This window comes from Olsenella uli (assembly GCF_901212675.1).
Lineage (GTDB): Bacteria > Actinomycetota > Coriobacteriia > Coriobacteriales > Atopobiaceae > Parolsenella > Parolsenella uli_B.
Genome location: NZ_CAAKOQ010000009.1, coordinates 40,780 through 55,906 on the forward strand (window position 1 = coordinate 40,780; position 15,127 = coordinate 55,906).

Consider the following 15,127-nt stretch of genomic DNA (forward strand, 5'->3'; position numbering starts at 1 on the left):
GGAGGCGTCCGCTCGCCCGAGCTCGCCGCACGCCCTGCGCTCAACGTCCCGGACGGGTACAATTGCAGACTGCACCTGCGGCCCCGGGGCCGCGAGCGCCCGCACGCCCGGGCGCGTCACACGAGGATGGGGAGCCGAGTATGCCGCACGCCACCGAGGCCGAGCGAGTCTCGCGCATAGAAGAGATCTGCGGGCACAAGTTCCGCAACCGCAACCTCGTGGTTGCGGCCATCACGCACCCTAGCGCCGTCGAGGGCAAGCCCGTCTGGACCAGCTACGAGCGCCTCGAGTTCCTCGGCGACTCCATCCTGGGCGCCATCGTCGCCACCGACCTCTTCGAGAAGTTCCACGAGATGGACGAGGGCGAGCTCACGCGCCTCAAGATCTCGCTCGTCTCGGGCAAGACCCTCTCGGCCGTGGCCGACAAGCTCGGCATCGGCTCGTGCATCGTCTTCGGCGAGTCCGAGATGGGCACCGGCGCACGCGGCATGCACTCCGCGCTCGAGAACGTCTACGAGTCGGTCGTGGGTGCTCTCTACCTCGACGGCGGCTACGACGCCACGCACGACTTCGTGACCCGCACGCTGGGCCCGCACATGCTACCCGAGCTCGCCGAGCACCCGTTGAGCCCCAAGAGCCGCCTGCAGGAGATCACCCAGCGCGAGCTTCGCTGCGGCCCCGAGTACAAGCTCGAGGGCGAGCAGGGCCCGGCCCATAGCCCCACCTTCACCTCCGTCGTGCTCGTCCAGGGCAGGCGGCTCGGCCGCGGCGTCGGCTCCTCCAAGAAGGAGGCCGAGAGCGCCGCCGCGGCAGACGCCATCGAGCGCCTTGCCGAGGAGGGCATCCCGTGTACCTGAAGTCCCTCACGCTGAAGGGCTTCAAGTCCTTCGCGGACCGCACGCACATGGTGTTCGACCCCGGCCTCACCGTCGTGGTGGGGCCCAACGGCTCGGGCAAGTCCAACGTCTCCGACGCCATCCTCTGGGTCCTCGGCGAGCAGAGCGCCAAGATGCTGCGCGGCCAGGCCATGGAGGACGTGGTCTTCTCCGGCTCCAGCGCGCGCAAGCCCGTGGGTGTGGCCGAGGTCACGCTCGTGCTCGACAACACCGACCACACGCTGCCCGTCGACTTCTCCGAGGTGGGTATCACCCGGCGGATGTACCGCTCGGGCGAGTCCGAGTACCTCATCAACGGCTCGCCGGCGCGCCTCATGGACATCCAGGACATCCTGCACGACTCGGGCCTCGGCAAGGAGACGCACTCCATCATCTCGCAGGGCAAGCTCGACTCCATCCTCGCGAGCAGGCCCGAGGAGCGCAGGAGCCTCGTGGAGGAGGCCGCCGGCATCTCCAAGCACCGCCGGCGCAAGGAGCGCTCGCAGAGGAAGCTCGCCGACATGGACAAGAACCTCGTGCGCGCCAAGGACGTCGCGCGCGAGCTTGCCCGGCAGCTGCGTCCGCTCGAGCGCCAGGTCGACAAGGCCAAGCGCTTCGAGGAGCTCGACGCGCGTCTCTCCGAGCTCACCTGCCAACTCGCCGTCGACGACGTGCGCCGGCTCAAGCGCGAGTGGTCCGAGCTTGAGAGCCGCCAGCGTGAGGCCGCGGCCGCCGTGGAGCTCGCGCAGTTCCGCGTGGACGAGAAGACCCGCGAGCTCGAGAAGCTCCAGAGCCTGCTCGAGCAGAAGGGCCTCTTCGTGGGCGACCTCGGCGAGCAGCGCCGCCGGCTCGCCGACATCCTGGGACGGCTCGACTCCGACATGCGCCTTCTCGAGGAGAAGGGCCGAAACATGGTGGACCGCCTCTCCGAGACGCGCATGACGCTCTCGCAGGTGGACCGCCAGAGGGGCGAGGCCACGCGCGAGCGCGACGACGTGGCGGGCCGCCTCTCCGACGCGCGCGTGACCACCGAGCGCCTCCAGGCCGACGTGGCCGAGCTGGAGCCGGCCGCCAAGGCCGCCACGGCGGCCAGGCGCGAGGCGGGAAGCGCCCAGGCCAAGCTCACGGGCGAGCAGAGGGAGAGCCAGCGAAGGCTCGACCAGGCCACGCTCGCGCACGCGAAGCTTACCGACGAGATCTCGAACGCCGAGGTCGAGGACCAGATGTTCCAGAGCCGCATCGCACAGATCGAGGAGTCGGTCGAGACGGCCGAGGCGGCGCTCAAGAGCAGGCGCGAGCGCCTCGAGGAGCTCGCGGGCCAGATCGAGGGCTCCCAGGCTACGCTCGACGCCGCCAAGGCCGCCATCAGGGACCGCGCTGCCGAGGGGGAGGCCGCCCGCGCCGCCCAGCGCGAGGCATCCTCGGCGCTCGACGCGGCCCGCTCCCGGCTCGCCGGGGCCAACGCCACGCTTACGGCGCTTCGTCAGGTCGACGCGCAGCTTGCCGGCAGCAAGGACTCGCTCGAGGGGCGCGTGCTCAAGGACTCCGAGCTCGCAGGCCTCGTGCGGGGGCGCCTCGCCGACCTCGTGAGTGCGCCGGCCGAGCTCGACCAGCTCGTCGAGCGCCTGCTGGGCGAGGCGCTCGCGGCCCCCGTGGTGGAGACGGGTGCAGACGCCGCCAGGCTCGCCGGCGCGGCCGAGGCAACCAAGGGCGCCTCGGGCTCGCTCACGGTGCTCTCGCTCGCCGAGCGGGCCCGCGCCCACGCGGCTGGCGCGGGCGAGACGCTCGCGGCTAGGCTCGAGGTCTCGCCGGAGGCGGCGGGTCTTGTGGACGCCCTGCTCGGCGACGTGCGGGTCGTGGCTGACGCCCAGGCCGCCGTGGCCGCGCACGAGGCGGAGCCCACGCTCACTTTCGTGACGCCCACGGGCGTCGTGGCGCACCCGGACGGCCGGCTCGTCTGCGGCACCTCCGCCGGTGCCGCGGCCGGCACGCTCGAGCGCCGCCGCCGCATCACCGAGCTCGAGGGCGGCATGGGCGCGCTCGAGGCCGATGTGCGCGAGGCCCAGGGCCGCCTCGTCGACGCCGGCGTGGCGCTCGACGCCGCCCAGCAGGCGCTCTCGGACGCCCGCGCCGAGGAGGCGCGCCTCGCCGGCGAGCTCTCGCGGCTCACCGGCGAGCAGAAGTCGGTCTCCTCGGAGGTGGGGCGCCTCGAGGGGCAGGTGGCCCGGGCGCACGACGAGCGCGCCCAAGTGGCCCGCCGCCGCGAGGAGGCCTGCAAGCGAGCCGACGAGGCGCGGCCCCGCCTGGCCAAGCTCAAGGAGGAGGCCGACGCCGAACGCGAGCGCCTCGCCCAGATCGGGCGCGACCTCGAGGAGGCCACCGAGCGTCGCCGCGAGGCCTCGCGCGCGGAGGACGCGGCCACCAAGAAGGCCGCCGACGCCCGCCTCGAGCTCGCCACCACGCGCGAGCGCCTGCGCCACCTGGAGGAGCGCTCGGCCGAGCTCGATCGCCGCATCTCTGAGCTCGTCGAGCGCGCCCGCACTGCCGAGGAGGGCACCCGCTCGCTCGAGGTGCTGCGCCTGCGCGTCGACCCGCTCCACGAGCGCTACGACGCCGTGCGCGACGCCGCCCGCGCCTGGGCCGAGCGCCTGCGCGACCGCGCGAGCCTCGCCGAGGCCGACTCCGCCTCGCTCAAGAAGACCATCGGCGACGCCAAGCGGCAGGTGGCCGACACAACCGCCGAGCTCGACCGCGCCAAGGCCGAGCAGGGCGACCTCAAGGTCGAGGGCGGCAGGCTCGAGGTGCGCGTCGAGCAGGCCATCGCCGCCATCACGGCGGACGGCCGCCATGTGCTCGAGGAGGCCCTCCAGATGCCCGAGCCCGACGACCGCGACGCCTGCGAGCGCGAGGTCAGGCGCCTGCGCGAGCAGATCGAGGGGCTGGGCCCGGTCAACCAGGTGGCCATGGACGAGTACACGCGGCTCAAGGCGCGCTCGGACTACGTCGCCTCCCAGCTCGACGACCTCGAGAGTGCCCGCGCGGCCCTTACCAAGATCACGGCCGCCATCGACCGCAAGATGCGCCGCCAGTTCCTCGTGACCTTCGACGCGGTGAATGCCAACTTCGTCGACATCTTCTCGATGCTCTTTCCGGGCGGCAAAGCCCACCTCGAGATGACCGACCCCGACCACCCGGCCGAGACCGGCATCGAGATCGTGGCACAGCCGCGCGGCAAGCGCATCACCAAGATGACGCTCATGAGCGGCGGCGAGAAGTCGCTCACGGCGCTCGCCCTGCTCTTCGCGGTGTATCGCACGCGCACCGTACCCTTCTACGTCTTCGACGAGGTGGAGGCGGCGCTCGACGACTCCAACCTCGACAAGCTGCTCGACGCCATCGACCAGCTCAAGGGGACCACGCAGCTCATCGTGATCTCGCACCAGCGGCGCACCATGGAGCAGGCCGACGTGCTCTACGGCGTCTCCATGCAGGCCGACGGCGTGAGTCACGTCGTATCACAGCGGCTCGACCGCGCGACAGGAAAGGTGGTTGACGCCTGATGGGTTTTGTCGACAGCCTGAGGAAGGGCCTCGAGAAGTCCCGCGAGGCCCTGAACGAGATCTTCTACATGGGTGGCGAGGTCGACGAGTCCTTCTGGGAGGAGCTCGAGGACACGCTCGTCATGGGCGACATGGGAGCCGAGCTCGCCATGCACGTGACCGACGACCTGCGCGAGGAGGCCGCGCGCAAGGGCCTGCGCACGAGCCGCCAGCTCCAGGAGTCGCTCGCCCGCCGCATCGCCGAGGCGTTCCCCACGCCCACGCGAGACCCCTTCGACGACACGCCGAGCTGCGTGCTGTTCGTGGGCATCAACGGCGCAGGCAAGACCACCACGGTGGGCAAGCTTGCCTCGGCCGCCAAGGACGCGGGCAAGCGCGTGCTCATCGGCGGCGCCGACACCTTCCGTGCCGCGGCCATCGAGCAGCTCGAGGTCTGGGGCGGGCGCGGCGGCGTCGAGGTGGTCACGCGCGAGCGCGGCGCCGACCCCGCGAGCGTGTGCTACGACGTGATCGAGCGCGCCGAGGCCGAGGACTCCGACCTCGTGCTCATCGACACGGCGGGGCGCCTCCACACGAGCCCCGAGCTCATGCGCGAGCTCGCCAAGGTCGTGAACGTGACGCGCAAGCGCGCCAATATGCCGGTCTCGGTGGTGCTCGTGGTCGACGCCACGACGGGCCAGAACGGCCTCGCGCAGGCCAAGGAGTTCAACGCCGAGCTCGACATCGATGGCCTCATCGTCACCAAGCTCGACGGCACGGCCAAGGGCGGCATCGCCGTGGCCATCGCCGACCAGCTGGGGCTTCCCATCTACCGCATCGGCGTGGGCGAGGGCATCGACGACTTCCAGCCCTTCGACGCGCTCGAGTTCAGCCGCGCCCTCGTGGGCGAGATCCAGTAGCAGCATTAGGAGCGACGCATGTTCAACAACCTCTCCGACCGCCTTACCGACACCTTCGACAAGCTGCGCGGCAAGGGCAAGCTCACCGAGGACGACATCAACGTCGCCATGCGCGAGATCCGCATGGCGCTGCTCGAGGCCGACGTCAACTTCCGCGTCGTCAAGGACTTCGTGGCGCGCTGCAAGGAGCAGTGCCTCGAGGCCGACGTGCTCGACTCGCTCACCCCGGCGCAGAACGTCGTCAAGGTGGTGCTCGACGAGCTCACCGAGCTGCTCGGCTCCACCGAGAGCAAGCTCGTGCTCATGCAGAACCGCACGCCCAACGTGATCATGCTCGTGGGCCTGCAGGGCTCGGGCAAGACCACCGCCGCGGCCAAGCTCGCCTACATGCTCAAGAGGCAGGGCCGCTCGCCCGAGCTCGCCGCCTGCGACACGCACCGCCCCGCCGCCGCCGACCAGCTCGCCACGCTCGGCTCCGAGATCGGCGTGTCGGTCTATCGCGGCGACGGCAAGGACGCCGTGGCCATCGCGCGCGAGTCGGTCCGCGACGCTGTGGACAACCTGCGCGACGTGGTCATCGTCGACACGGCCGGGCGCCTCCAGATCGACGAGCTCATGATGCAGGAGGCCGTCGACATCAAGCGCGCCGTCAAGCCCGACCAGGTGCTCATGGTGGTCGACGCCATGACCGGCCAGGACATCGTGAACGTGGTGTCCGAGTTTGCCGAGCGCACCGACTTCGACGGCGTGATCATGTCCAAGCTCGACGGTGACGCTCGTGGCGGCGGCGCCCTGTCCGTGCGCGCCGTGACCGGCAAGCCCATCAAGTTTGTCTCGATGGGCGAGAAGCCCGACTCGCTCGAGGTCTTCCACCCCGACCGCATGGCCAAGCGCATCCTGGGCATGGGCGACGTCGTGGGCATCATCGAGACGGCCCAGGCCAATGCCGACGCCGCGCAGGCCGAGGCCGCCGAGCGCATGCTGCGCGAGGGCTTCACGATGGACGACATGCTCGCCCAGATGCAGCAGATCCGCAAGATGGGTGGTGTGGGCAAGCTCCTGGGCATGCTGCCGGGCGGTGACAAGATGATGCGCCAGATGGGCGGCGACCAGTCCGAGGAGCAGATGCGCAAGATCGAGGCGATGATCTACTCCATGACCAAGGAGGAGCGCGCCCGTCCCAAGCTCATCAACGGCATGCGGCGCCAGCGCATCGCGCGTGGCTCGGGGCGCTCGGTGCAGGAGGTGAACCAGCTCATCAAGCAGTGGGGCGAGATGAACAAGATGATGGGCAAGGTTCGCGGCATGATGCAGTCGGGCAACAAGAAGCAGCAGAAGCGGCAGCTCCAACAGATGATGCGCAACATGGGCATGGGCGGCGGCAAGCTGCCGTTCTAGGTTGTGCGGAAGGCCCGGCGGTCGAAGGCCCCTGATCTCCTGGCTCGGACAGTCCTGCTCGCGCGAAGGCGATGTTTAGTCGCCTTCGGCTCGTGCGGAACTCGTCGGAATCTCAGCCGTTGGGTATGCGTGCTCTGGTGTATTTGGCTTGCAGCTTGCACGCTCTGGCGTATTTTACTCACAGCTTGCACGCACAGACATATTTGCTGTCGAAATAGGCCGCAAATGCGCATGTGCGTGCAAGCTGTGGCGTTCGACTGAGAGAAGCCTCCCCCGAGCCCTTTGCCTTGGTTGGGGGGAGGCTTTTCGTCAGGCGCTTCTGGTTCAGGCGTCAGGTTAGAGCAGAGTGACGCGGAAGGTACGGGTGATGGTCTCGCCGGGGTGGGCGACGAGGAGGTTCTGCTTGTGCTCGAGGACGTCATCCTCGTCAGTGCGGGTCGCGGTGCCACACCAGGGCTCGATGGCCACGAAGGGGCACTCGGCGCCGTCTTTCGCCGGCTCCGCGCTCCAGACGCCCACGTGGTCAAAGCCGGCGAAGTCGACGCGCACGCCGTGGCCCGAGGGCCCGACCATCTCGAGCGTGTCGTCGGGCACGCCGGCGAGCACGATGGCATCCTTGGCGAAGAGCCCGTGGGCGAGCGCGAGCCTGTCCGCGTCCTCGAAGAGCGGCGTCAGGCTCTCGTAGTCGAGAAGGCCGCCGTCGGCGATGACGGGGCTCGACTCCGTCCAAGGCCGTGTGAACCTGAGCTCGTAGTCCTCGAACCTCTCGCCCGGCATCACCGGCACGTTGAAGGCCGGGTGCCCGCCCAGGAAGAAGGGCATCTCGCGCGTGCCGGTGTTGGTGACCGAGAAGGTCTGGGCCAGCGTGGCCGGGCCCTCGAGCGCGTAGGTCATCTCGAGGCGGAAGGGGTAGGGGTACTTGGCGAGCGTCTCGTCGGTGCTGTCGAGGCGATACGTCACGGTGCTGCCGGTGTTCTCGACGAGCTCGTGATCGTAGTCGCGTGCGAGGCCGTGGCGGCCCAGGTGGCAGGTGCCGGCCGCAGAGCTTGCCTCGTCGTCCCTGATGGAGCCCACGATGGGGAAGAGGATGGGCGCGTGCTTGCCCCACCAGCGCGGGTCCGCCTGCCAGAGGTACTCGCGGCCGTCGAGCGTGAGGCTCGAGAGCTGGGCGCCGTGGGCGTCGACCTTGGCCGAGAGACCGCCTGCCGAGATTGTCGTGAGGTCTGCCATGTGTGCTCCTTGTCAGCTTGCATGGCGGGACGCGCGCCGAGGCCTGCTGCCATGCGTCGCGCCCCGCCTGTCCATGTCCAGATTCTAGCCCCACCGGCGGCTCGCGTGGCCCTGCCCCTCCTCGTCCGGTCTCGCCTCGTCCGGCCTCGCCTCTGCTCGCCTGGTCCCGCTGCCCTGGTCTTGCAGTCGAACGTGCGCATAACCGACTTTGGTAACGCTAACATCGACGAATAAGTCGGTTTTCCGCACGTTCGCGGGTGGGGGATGGCGATTGGGTGGCCCCGGCGGCGCGGTGGTGCATCCCGGCGGCACGGTGGTGCGCCCCGGCGGCACGGTGGTGCGCCCCGACGGCACGGTAGGGCGGTCCTTGGGACGCGACCGGGTCCCAAGCCGGCAACTGCGGCTTACGTACCCGACGCGGTGCGGCGCAAACAGCTACTATCTAGTTCGCAAACAGGAGGCTGGGCCCTCGGGCCCAGCTAGTGGATGGCGCCGCCCGCCAGGGCTCGGCGCCCCAGGGAAGGATCTCATGGACATCAGGAACTCTCGCTCAGGTCGCGGCATCTCTCGTCGCGCCTTCATCGGCGGCTCGTTCTCCGCGCTGTTCGGCCTTGGCCTCGTGGGCTGCGGCGGCAGCCAGCCGGCCGTCTCGTCGGGCTCCGCCGCCACGACGGCCGCCACGCCCGAGGCTGTCACCGTCCGCGTGGCCTCGCTCAAGGGCCCGACCTCGATCGGCCTCGTCCGGTTCATGGACCAGGCCAAGTCCGGCAAGACCACCAACACGTACGAGTTCTCGATGTCTGCCGCGCCCGACGAGGTGATGCCCAAGGTCATCTCCGGAGACGTCGACATCGCGCTTGTGCCCTCCAACGTGGCGAGCGTCCTCTACAACAAGACGCAGGGTAAGGTCCAGGTCATCGACATCAATACGCTTGGTGTGCTCAACGTGGTCACCGGCGACGCCGCCATCAAGGAGTTCGACGACCTCGCGGGCAAGACCGTCTACCTCACCGGCAAGGGCGCCACGCCGGAGTACTCCATGAACTACCTGCTCACGCAGGCCGGCATCGCCGACAAGGTGACGCTCGAGTTCAAGAGCGAGCCCACTGAGATCGTCTCGGTGCTCTCCCAGGACGCCACGGCCGTGGGCGTGCTGCCCGAGCCGTTCAAGACGGCGGCGCTCACCAAGAACACCTCGCTCACCTCGCCGATTGACCTCACCGACGTCTGGGACCAGTTCGCCGGCGAGTCGGGCTCCAAGCTCATCACGGGCGTCACCGTGGTTCGCAAGGAGTTCGCCGAGCAGAACCCGTCGGCCGTCTGGGAGTTCCTCTCCGGCCACGCCGCCAGCGTCGACGCCGTGAACGCCGACCCCGCCACCTGGTCGCAGGCCGTCGTGGACGCGGGCATCGTCGACAACGCCAAGGTGGCCGAGAAGGCCATCCCGGGCTGCCACATCGTGTGCACCACCGGTGACGACATGAAGAAGGCCCTCGCAGGCTACCTGCAGGTCCTCTCCGACGCCGACGCGAGCTCGGTGGGTGGCAAGCTCCCGGGCGATGACTTCTACTACGTCCAGCAGGGCGCCTAGGCTTGCCGGGCGCTCGCAAGACAGCCTTGCCGTGGGGGAGGGCGACGGCCGTCCGTGTGGCGGCGGTCGCCCTCTGGCTTGTGGCGTGGCAGGTGGGCAGCGTGGCCCTTGCGCAGCCGCTCATCCTGCCGGGCCCGCTCGAGGTGCTCTCGGCCCTCGCGGGGCTCGTGCGCGCTCCGGGCTTCTGGTCCAAGGTGGGCTTCTCGCTCGCGCGCATCGTGGGCGGCTGTGCACTTGCCTACGCCGTAGCGGGACTGCTCGCGTGGGCGTCGGCCGCGTCGCGGGCGGTGCGCGTGGCGCTTCGGCCGCCGCTCGTGGCCATCAAGTCGACGCCGGTGGCCTGCGTGGTGGTGCTCCTGCTCATCTGGCTGGGAGCCGAGAACGTGAGCCTGGCGTCCGTCTTCCTCATGGCGCTGCCGGGCGTCTACTTCGCGCTCGTCGAGGGGCTCGACCACGTGGACGGCCGGCTCGCCGAGCTCCTGCGCGTGAGCGGCGTGCGCGGCCTTCGACACCGGCTCGCGCTCACGTGGCCGGGCGTCCTGCCGTTCCTCGTGGCGGCGAGCGAGGTCGTCGTGGGCATGAGCTGGAAGGCGGGTGTTGCCGCCGAGCTCATCGGCACGCCCATGGGCAGCATCGGCGAGCGTATCTATCAGGCAAAGCTCTTGCTTGACACAGCTGGGCTCTTTGCGTGGACCATCGTGGTCATCGCGCTTGCCACCGTGTGCGAGCACGGCTTCCTGACGCTTCTTCGCGCGAGCGGCCGGGCCTCGGTTCGCCTTGCGGTGAGGCTGCGGCCAAGGGAAGGGAAGCGGCGCGCAGAGGGCTCCGGCGTGCGTGCACGTGGCATCGTCCTGGCGCATGGCGCCGCGGGCGGGCAGCCACTTTTCCTCGACGTACCCGCAGGTGGGAGGCTCTGCGTGATGGGGCCCTCGGGCGAGGGCAAGACCACGCTCCTGCGCACGCTCTGTGGGCTCGACGTCCCCGTGGCGGGTCAGGTCGAGCTCCCTGGTGCCGATGGTCATCCGGTACGCCTTGCGGTCGACTTCCAGGACTCGCGCCTCGTCGAGACGGCCTCCGCGTTCGAGAACGTCGCGCTCACGGCGGACGCGTCCTGTCCGGACGATTCGATTCGCGCCCTGCTCGCCGACGCCATCCCTGGCCTTGATGCCGACGTGCCCGTCTCTGAGCTCTCGGGCGGGCAGTGCCGGCGGGTGGAGCTCGTCCGTGCGCTCGCGGCTCCCGGCTCGGCAGTGCTGCTCGACGAGCCCTTCTCGGGCCTGGACGCCCGCTCGCACGAGCACGCCTGCGCCCTCGTGCGACGCGAGCTGCACGGCCGCACGCTCGTGGTGGCCACGCACGACGAGCACGACGCAGGCCTGCTCGACGCCGAGGTCCTGCGTATCTAGGACCGCATTCTATCTGCGCTTATATGCCCGTAAGCAAACCCTCTCGCCTCAGAAGGAGCCCCCCGATGGCCCACTCGCCCAACACGACGTCCCAGATGACCCGCCGCGCGTTCCTGTCCGCGTCGCTGGGTGTCGCGGCCCTGTCGCTTGCCGGCTGCGGCGGCTCGGGCGCCACGTCCGGCTCGGCCTCTGGTTCGACTGCAACCGCGTCCACGTTCGCCGCCGCGACGGACGGCCCCATCACGGAGGCCACGGGCGACTACGCCTCCGGCTTCCATGGCGCCACCATCGAGGTCGAGCGTTACGGCACCATAAAGCTCCAGCTCAACGGCACCGTCGCTCCGGTCACGGTCACCAATTTCGCCAACCTGGCCGCCTCGGGCTTCTACGACGGGCTCACCTTCCACCGCATCATCAAGGGCTTCATGATCCAGGGTGGGGACCCCAAGGGCGATGGCACCGGTGGCTCCGACCGCGCCATCGTGGGCGAGTTTGCCGACAATGGGCATCCCAACCCCATCTCGCACGTGCGCGGCACCATCTCGATGGCCCGCTCGTCCGCGCCCAACTCTGCGAGCTCGCAGTTCTTCATCATGCAGGAGGACACGCCGAGCCTGGACGGCCAGTACGCCGCGTTTGGCCATGTCACCGAGGGCATGGACGTCGTGGACGCCATCGCGGACGCCGCCAAGCCCACCGACTCCAACGGCACCATCGCACCGGGCGAGCAGCCCAAGATCGTCTCCATTCGCATGGACGACTAGTCCGGCTGGCGGTCGCGTCTCTTACGTCTGCGCGACCGACTCCGTTGCCCCCTGGCCTGCCATCCTCCCGGCCTGGACCCTTCACGCCCGCGTCGCCGGACCCTGTCATCCTCTCGCCCCGGCCCCTCCCAACCTACCGCCCAGACCCCGGGAACAGCCGTTTGCCGTCCCGTTCGGGCGTCAGCGCCCCCGCGCCCGAACCCTCCTCTAACGTGTCCCGTAACGAAATGCACGGCGACTGAGGAGGAATCATGGGCACTGGCATCACTGAGAGGCTTCTCACCCGCGAGCAGACGTCGCCTCGGGCGGCGAAGGTCCTGAACGACCTTCCGCCGGCGAGGCTCGTCGAGATCGCACTGGCCAACGGCGAGGGCGTGCTTGCCTCGAACGGTTCGCTCGTGGTCGACACGGGGGAGCGCACGGGCCGCTCGCCCAACGACCGCTACGTCGTCGACGACCCCAAGATCCACGACACGGTGTGCTGGGGCAAGGTCAACGTGCCCATTGCGCGCGAGAGCTACGAGCGCATCTGCCAGGGCGTCGCCGGCTACCTCTTTGGCCGCGAGCTCTACGTGGTGCACGGCCTCGCCGGGGCTGACCGCAATCACGCACGCAAGGTCTGCGTGGTCTGCGAGCGCGCGAGCCAGGCGCTGTTCATCCGCCAGATGCTCGTGCGTCCCACGGACGAGGAGCTCGCCGACTTTGGCGAGCCCGACATCTACGTGCTCGCGGCGCCGGGCTTCCGCACCGACCCCGAGACCGAGGGCGTGCACTCCGGCGCGTCGGTCATCCTCGACCTTGCGGGCGGCGGCGTGATCGTGGCTGGCACGGGCTACTCCGGCGAGATCAAGAAGGCAATCTTCTCCTTCATGAACTACCTGCTCCCCGCCGAGGACGACGTGCTCTCCATGCACTGCTCGGCCAACATCGACCCGCAGACGGGCGAGACGGCGGTGCTCTTTGGCCTCTCTGGTACGGGCAAGACCACGCTCTCGGCCGACCCCAACCGCCTGCTCATCGGCGACGACGAGCACGGCTGGTCCGCGCACGGCGTCTTCAACATCGAGGGTGGCTGCTACGCCAAGGCCATCGACCTCAGCCCCATCGCCGAGCCCGACATCTACGCGGCCATCCGCTTCGGCGCCGTCTGTGAGAACGTGATCCTCGACGAGGACACCCGCGAGCCCGACTACTCGGACGCCTCCCGCACGCAGAACACGCGCGTGGCATACCCGGTCGAGCACATCAACAGCGTGCGCCTCGACGGTCGCGGTGGCATTCCGAGCGTGGTGCTGTTCCTCACCTGCGATGCCTTCGGCGTGCTGCCGCCCATCTCGCGCCTGTCACGCGAGAGCGCCATGTACCATTTCATGGCGGGCTTCACCTCCAAGGTCGCCGGCACGGAGGAGGGCGTGAAGGAGCCGCAGCCCACGTTCTCGGCGCTCTTCGGCGAGCCGTTCATGCCGCTTGCGCCCAGCGTCTACGCCGAGATGCTCGGCGAGCGCATCGACTCCACGCGGGCGCGCGTCTACCTCGTGAACACGGGCTGGCAGGGTGGCTCGTACGGCACGGGCTATCGCATCTCGCTCGCGGTGACGCGCTCGCTCGTGACGGCGGCGCTCTCCGGCGCGATCGACGAGAGTGGCTACGAGCATGACGAACGTCTCAACCTCGACATTCCACTCGACTGCCCGGGCGTGGGCCCCACGTTGCTGAGCCCGCGCAACATGTGGTCCAACCCTGCCGAGTACGACGCGGCCGCCGAGCGCCTCGCCGCCATGTTCGAGGACCACGCCAAGGAGCGCTACCCCGACCTCGACCCGACCGTCCTCGCCGCCGGCCCGCATCCCTCGAAGTAGTGCTCGGGTACTAGTACCAGAGTAGTAGCACTTTTGTGCCATCGCCTGACCGGGCGGCTGTGCGGCCGATGCCGTGCAGCCGCCCGTTTTCAGGTGCATGCCGGGAAATCCCGGTCAATCATACTAGCTACCTCGGCTTTGACGGCCGTGCCTCCACCCCATGACAACAATGTAGGGCTGACAGACTTAGCACTTTCTTATTGACAGCAAATTATTACCCGCTTATTACTAGATAAAAAAAACCATGTGCGGGGCATGGGGGCGGCACCATGCCCCGACGTTCGCGGAGGGATGCTCGCATGGCCGGTATGAAAGCCGGGGGGATCACGGACTACCTTGACATCAAGAACCTCCAGAGGGTCATGGACACCTGCTCCAAGGCCTTCGGGGTGGCGCTCATCGCCGTGGACTACCATGGCACGCCGATTACGCGGAGGAGCGGCTTCACTGAACACTGCCGCATGGGGCGCGAGAACCCCGAGTTCTGCGGCCTGTGCGAGCGCTGCGACGCCTTCGGCGGCATCCGGTCGGCCATGTCCTCGGAGCCCTGCATCTACCGCTGCCACGCGGGGCTCGTCGACTTCGCGGTGCCCATCGTGGCCGGCGATACCTATCTGGGAGCCGTGCTCGCTGGACAGGTCAAGGTCATCGACGAGCCGGAGGACGGCATTCAGAACGTCATAAGCGGGGAGCACGACATCTACAGCTCGGTCGAGCTCCTCGCCGCCAGGGACCAGATCCAGCCCATCGAGTACGACCGGCTCGTGGCCCTCGCCGAGGCCGTCCGCACGATCGTCTCCTCCGTCGTCTCCGGGGACCTCGCCAAGACCACGGCCGAGCTTGACGAGATCGTCCGCGACAAGGACCAGGAGCTCATGACCCTCCATGCCCAGCTCGGCGACGCGCAGCGCCGCCTCAGGGGCCGGATGGAGTCAACGAGACGGCTCGAGGAGGTCTTCCGCTGCTTCTTCCCGGTCCTGAGCGAGCTCCACGTCCTCGCGTGCGAGGAGCAGGCCAAGTCGACCGACTCGCTTCTGCTCGACTTCGTCGACGTCTCGCGCTATGTCCTGGAGACGGAGTGCTCCCTTGTGACGCTCGGCGAGGAGACGGGGCACGCCAAGATGCTGCTCCACCTGGTGTCGACGAGGCTGCCCGTCCCCATCGACTACGCGGTCCGCTGTCCCGAGCGGTTCGCGCTCGTCCCCTGCCCCTTCATGGTCCTGAGGCCCATAATCCTCGTCGCCTTGAGCGACCCCTGGGACGCCACGGCCGAAGAGCCCTGCCGGGTCCTCGTCGACGCGAGCGAGGGCGACAGGTGCGTGGAGGTCCGGGTGGCGCAGAACCGGCTGGGGGTCAACGCCATGTGCCAGGCCATCAGCGGCGGCTTCGAGGGCCCTGACCTCAACTTCACGCTCGTCGACGCCGACAGGCACCTGCGCGACCTCGGCTCGGGGACGGGCGGCCTTGAGGTCACCCCCAGCGCGAGCGACGGCGGGCGCGGGTGCATCGTGAGCTTCAAGCTCCCGCTCTCGAGCGGGGAGTGAG

General features: G+C 69.1%; 10 protein-coding genes. 9 read left to right on the plus strand and 1 reads right to left on the minus strand.

The window, feature by feature from the left end; all coding sequences use genetic code 11:
* The first annotated feature begins 140 nt into the window (after positions 1–140).
* From rnc to ffh, 4 genes are read left to right on the plus strand one after another with little or no spacing between them, the layout of a single operon-like run.
* The gene (rnc, locus tag EFAMC1_RS00840) at positions 141–857 is read left to right on the plus strand and encodes a ribonuclease III (RefSeq protein ID WP_154052454.1); all 717 of its coding nucleotides are present in this window, start codon (positions 141–143) and stop codon (positions 855–857) included.
* Positions 848–4,435: a chromosome segregation protein SMC gene (gene smc, locus EFAMC1_RS00845; RefSeq protein WP_154052455.1), complete on the plus strand. Its 3,588-nt coding sequence runs from the start codon at positions 848–850 to the stop codon at positions 4,433–4,435. Before rnc ends, smc begins: the two co-directional genes overlap by 10 nt.
* Positions 4,435–5,334 (plus strand): signal recognition particle-docking protein FtsY, encoded by a 900-nt coding sequence (ftsY, locus tag EFAMC1_RS00850; protein ID WP_154052456.1) that lies wholly within the window; start codon positions 4,435–4,437, stop codon positions 5,332–5,334. The genes smc and ftsY overlap by 1 nt, the downstream gene beginning before the upstream one ends.
* An 18-nt stretch (positions 5,335–5,352) precedes the next feature.
* Positions 5,353–6,732 carry a signal recognition particle protein gene (gene ffh / locus EFAMC1_RS00855; RefSeq protein WP_154052457.1) on the plus strand — a complete coding sequence of 460 codons (1,380 nt, stop codon included), beginning with the start codon at positions 5,353–5,355 and terminating at the stop codon, positions 6,730–6,732.
* Positions 6,733–7,068: 336 nt separating this feature from the next.
* On the opposite strand, the gene EFAMC1_RS00860 is transcribed toward ffh, so the two are convergent.
* Positions 7,069–7,962 (minus strand): aldose 1-epimerase family protein, encoded by an 894-nt coding sequence (locus tag EFAMC1_RS00860; protein ID WP_154052458.1) that lies wholly within the window; start codon positions 7,960–7,962, stop codon positions 7,069–7,071.
* 529 nt (positions 7,963–8,491) lie between these two features.
* On the opposite strand from EFAMC1_RS00860, the gene EFAMC1_RS00865 reads away from it, so the two are divergent.
* From EFAMC1_RS00865 to EFAMC1_RS00885, 5 genes are all read left to right on the plus strand, one after another.
* Positions 8,492–9,553, plus strand: coding sequence for an ABC transporter substrate-binding protein (locus tag EFAMC1_RS00865; RefSeq protein ID WP_154052459.1), 1,062 nt, complete (start codon positions 8,492–8,494; stop codon positions 9,551–9,553).
* Between the two features lie 101 nt (positions 9,554–9,654).
* Complete coding sequence (locus EFAMC1_RS00870; protein WP_261981697.1) at positions 9,655–10,959, plus strand: ATP-binding cassette domain-containing protein; 1,305 nt, start codon at positions 9,655–9,657, stop codon at positions 10,957–10,959.
* Positions 10,960–11,024: 65 nt separating this feature from the next.
* Positions 11,025–11,723 carry a peptidylprolyl isomerase gene (locus tag EFAMC1_RS00875; RefSeq protein WP_187324472.1) on the plus strand — a complete coding sequence of 233 codons (699 nt, stop codon included), beginning with the start codon at positions 11,025–11,027 and terminating at the stop codon, positions 11,721–11,723.
* A gap of 251 nt (positions 11,724–11,974) precedes the next feature.
* On the plus strand, positions 11,975–13,582 hold the full coding sequence (gene pckA / locus EFAMC1_RS00880; RefSeq protein WP_154052461.1) for a phosphoenolpyruvate carboxykinase (ATP): 1,608 nt from the start codon (positions 11,975–11,977) through the stop codon (positions 13,580–13,582).
* A gap of 299 nt (positions 13,583–13,881) precedes the next feature.
* Positions 13,882–15,126: a PocR ligand-binding domain-containing protein gene (locus tag EFAMC1_RS00885; RefSeq protein WP_187324473.1), complete on the plus strand. Its 1,245-nt coding sequence runs from the start codon at positions 13,882–13,884 to the stop codon at positions 15,124–15,126.
* Position 15,127: the final 1 nt, after the last annotated feature.

Bases quoted from the DNA above. Each gene is read 5' to 3' on its own strand.
- EFAMC1_RS00885 (WP_187324473.1), top strand. From the start codon at position 13,882: ATGGCCGGTATGAAAGCCGGGGGGATCACGGACTACCTTGACATCAAG.
- ffh (WP_154052457.1), top strand. From the start codon at position 5,353: ATGTTCAACAACCTCTCCGACCGCCTTACCGACACCTTCGACAAGCTG.
- pckA (WP_154052461.1), top strand. From the start codon at position 11,975: ATGGGCACTGGCATCACTGAGAGGCTTCTCACCCGCGAGCAGACGTCG.
- rnc (WP_154052454.1), top strand. From the start codon at position 141: ATGCCGCACGCCACCGAGGCCGAGCGAGTCTCGCGCATAGAAGAGATC.
- EFAMC1_RS00865 (WP_154052459.1), top strand. From the start codon at position 8,492: ATGGACATCAGGAACTCTCGCTCAGGTCGCGGCATCTCTCGTCGCGCC.
- ftsY (WP_154052456.1), top strand. From the start codon at position 4,435: ATGGGTTTTGTCGACAGCCTGAGGAAGGGCCTCGAGAAGTCCCGCGAG.
- EFAMC1_RS00875 (WP_187324472.1), top strand. From the start codon at position 11,025: ATGGCCCACTCGCCCAACACGACGTCCCAGATGACCCGCCGCGCGTTC.
- EFAMC1_RS00860 (WP_154052458.1), bottom strand. From the start codon at position 7,962: ATGGCAGACCTCACGACAATCTCGGCAGGCGGTCTCTCGGCCAAGGTC.